The sequence below is a fragment of the Dorea phocaeensis genome, assembly GCF_900240315.1.
Taxonomy (GTDB): Bacteria; Bacillota; Clostridia; order Lachnospirales; family Lachnospiraceae; genus Dorea_B; species Dorea_B phocaeensis.
In genome coordinates, this window is the sequence record NZ_OEPZ01000012.1 from 1 (window position 1) to 2,846 (window position 2,846).

A 2,846-nucleotide genomic window follows, 5' to 3' on the forward strand; every position below is an offset into this window, starting at 1 on the left:
GATGTATAAAGCACGAAGGGACCGGCATCAGCAGAAGCTGGATCAGGTGCAGCATCACGAAGAACTGGAAGAGTGTGCGGTACCGGACAAGGCACGGGAACGCTTCCGGAGACCGCCGTATCAGCTTACGGATCCGGTAGGATATATGGCGAAGAAATATGACATAAAAAGGGAGATGGAGCCATGAACGGGTCAGAGAACTTGCGTGCTTTTCTTAGGTTCGTAATTGAATGCCAAGCACTGAATGAAATGGCGAGAAAAGAGATTTCAAAAGAGGACAAGCGCCAGCAGGATCTATTACATGAGATTGAATTTGAACCAAGAGCAAAGGAGCGCAGCAAGTTATGTACGCAGCTCCATCGGTCAAGATTGAACCGAAGAAAGTACAAGGATATTTTCGAAGAAACAGATGATATTGTGCAGTTCTTCAATGTAGGGCAGCATAAAAAGGTTCTTGATCAGATGGGGCAGTTGATTGGGAAAGTAAGGAAAGTGGAAAAATATCACGAGAATCGGGTATACGTTCCAAGACTGCAAGAGGGGGAGAATATTGATGGATAAGGATAAGCTGAAGCAGTACATACCGTTAAAAAAGGAATTGGAGATGCTTGATAAGAAGTTAGAAAAGTTGTATGTCCGTCAGGAGAATATACCGGAAGTACTTGGAAAAGTAACTGGATCCAGCTTAGATTTTCCGTATACGGAGGTTCGGACAACGGTGAAGATGTCTGAACCGAAGGAAAATGATGCGATAAAGCGGTTAATCAGAATAAAAGAGAAGCGTAAAGAAGAAGTGGATAAGTTATTAACTGAGATAGAGGAGTTTATAGCAGGAATACCAGATAGCATTACACGTCAGGTATTTGAACTTACGTACATTGAAGGAAAGAAGCAGAAAGAAATAGCAATTATTGTTAGATATAGTCGTTCTAGAATCTCTCAAATAATTAATAACTATTTGAAAGATTAACACAATTAACAAAAAAAGTATGCTATAATTATTCTAGAAAAGCTAGAATTATTTCTAGTCTTCCTTCAAAAATCATAAAATCTTAGGAAGTACACCTTGTAGAAATGCAGGGTGTATTTTTGTGTACTTTGCCAATAGAATAATAAGAACAAATGTTCTATAATCGTATTACCTTCAAAGAACTCATACTTGCCGGAATTGTTGATAATTGTCAGAAAATGGTATATTATAGTGGTAAGATTTTATGAGATTTCGGAGGGGCGATTCTATGAATGATAAGAAAAGAGTATCAATAAAATACCAGTATTACCAATTGTGTACTTTCGATGGTGATGAATATACGGAGAATTTATATGATTTGGTGGAGTGGTTAGGCAGGGTTGGTAAATTGTCATTAGAAGATAAGGTACATGAAGTTTCTGGAATTGAGGGACGTTTAGAAAACGCCAAACCTGTCTTGAACGATACATTATACGCTTTGAATTTTATGAGATTGGATATATTGAGTAATACATATATCTTAGAGAAAGGATCTGAAGCGAGACATGTAGATTTAGATGAAAACGAATATATAGGGAGAAATACAGTGGTGCTTTATGATCCCAAATATTCTGTTGTGATGGTCCAATGTAATAGAGGTAGCTATGGTGTTTCTGGGTTAGAGAGCTATATTAATTCATTTAATGATGGTATGGATCTTTGTTATTTTAGACCTATTTATAACGAAATAACAGAGCAACATTTGATGGAGGGCCATGCTTTAAAGATTGATGTAAGATTCGCAAATACACGTCAGTTTAATCCGGGGAAGTCGAGATTTTTTAATAAGGTGATTGATGCTTGCAATCAGTTACAATGCTATACAGCACATATTGAATGTGGACTTGGATATAACAGAGGGGATGAATTAGAAAAGGAGACTATTGTTGAAGTTGTTAATGAAGCAAGAAATCCAATAAATAAAGAGGCAATTTCTTCCGCACGAATAACTTTGTCAGATGACCAGAAATCAAGTGTGTTTGATTTGTTTAATAATATATATTCAGATAAAATTGATTTTGTTATCCCAGCAAGAGGAGAACTTAGTTTTAGCTATATGACTAGTCAGATGATAAGTAAATATGATGAGAAGGGAAGTAAGGTAAAGATATATTCGATTCTAAGAGGATAGGAATGATTTTAATGAGAACTCAAAAAATAGCCAAAAATATTAAGGATATATGGAGTTTAAAGTATCATGTCATAATACCCATAATTGTTGATGTTGTAGGGATATATGTATGTCGGAAATATAAGATTTATCTATGGAATTCTAAATATTATGGAGAGTTGTTGACAGCGGTTATAACATTTTTATCCATTGTGATTAGTGTATTTGGGATTCTGATTCCAACGGTTTTTAATAGTAAAAGCAAATTGGTTGCATATTTTATTAACAATATAGATACGAAGTATTTTGTCTCTAGTGTAAAAAATGTCATAATTAGTGGTATAAGTGAAGTGATTGTCATATGCATATTATATGCACATGATGTAATACCTTTAAAGATTTATGTGTTATTTTGTGTTATCAGTGTGTTTTTGTTAATATATTTTGTGTGTGGTTCTTATAAATATATTAGTTTAATGTTGCGTCTTGCTTTAGAAGAAAAAGAACCAGTCAAAGGGAAAAAATATAAAAATCAATTGAGCGATGATAAACGTCAAAAGATTAATGATATGTTAAGAAATGAAAACAAGGATACATAAAATGATAAAGAGGCACCCTCCGGGGTGCTTTTCTCATGCAAAAATATGGATACATAGCTTAGTTGGTGAGAGCATCCGGCTCATAACCGGGCGGTCGCAGGTTCAAGTCCTGCTGTATCCAGTAATA

At 35.1% G+C, this 2,846-nt stretch carries 5 protein-coding genes and 1 tRNA gene; all 6 read left to right on the forward strand.

The genetic code is table 11. From position 1 onward, the window contains the following. Nucleotides 1–187, forward strand: a 187-nt coding sequence (locus tag C0979_RS11930) for a hypothetical protein (RefSeq protein WP_159459885.1), incomplete at its 5' end; no start/stop codon positions are given. Further along, nucleotides 184–561: a hypothetical protein gene (locus C0979_RS11760; protein WP_101696164.1), complete on the forward strand. Its 378-nt coding sequence runs from the start codon at nucleotides 184–186 to the stop codon at nucleotides 559–561. The genes C0979_RS11930 and C0979_RS11760, both read left to right, overlap by 4 nt. Next, nucleotides 554–970 (forward strand): sigma factor-like helix-turn-helix DNA-binding protein, encoded by a 417-nt coding sequence (locus tag C0979_RS11765; protein ID WP_101696165.1) that lies wholly within the window; start codon nucleotides 554–556, stop codon nucleotides 968–970. The genes C0979_RS11760 and C0979_RS11765 overlap by 8 nt, the downstream gene beginning before the upstream one ends. A gap of 268 nt (nucleotides 971–1,238) precedes the next feature. Further along, nucleotides 1,239–2,141 (forward strand): DUF6731 family protein, encoded by a 903-nt coding sequence (locus C0979_RS11770; protein ID WP_101696166.1) that lies wholly within the window; start codon nucleotides 1,239–1,241, stop codon nucleotides 2,139–2,141. A gap of 2 nt (nucleotides 2,142–2,143) precedes the next feature. Next, nucleotides 2,144–2,719 (forward strand): hypothetical protein, encoded by a 576-nt coding sequence (locus C0979_RS11775; protein WP_101696167.1) that lies wholly within the window; start codon nucleotides 2,144–2,146, stop codon nucleotides 2,717–2,719. A 47-nt stretch (nucleotides 2,720–2,766) separates the two neighbouring features. Beyond that, nucleotides 2,767–2,840: transfer RNA gene (locus C0979_RS11780), tRNA-Met, on the forward strand. Nucleotides 2,841–2,846: the final 6 nt, after the last annotated feature.

Bases quoted from the DNA above. Each gene is read 5' to 3' on its own strand.
- C0979_RS11760 (WP_101696164.1), top strand. From the start codon at position 184: ATGAACGGGTCAGAGAACTTGCGTGCTTTTCTTAGGTTCGTAATTGAA.
- C0979_RS11765 (WP_101696165.1), top strand. From the start codon at position 554: ATGGATAAGGATAAGCTGAAGCAGTACATACCGTTAAAAAAGGAATTG.
- C0979_RS11770 (WP_101696166.1), top strand. From the start codon at position 1,239: ATGAATGATAAGAAAAGAGTATCAATAAAATACCAGTATTACCAATTG.
- C0979_RS11775 (WP_101696167.1), top strand. From the start codon at position 2,144: ATGATTTTAATGAGAACTCAAAAAATAGCCAAAAATATTAAGGATATA.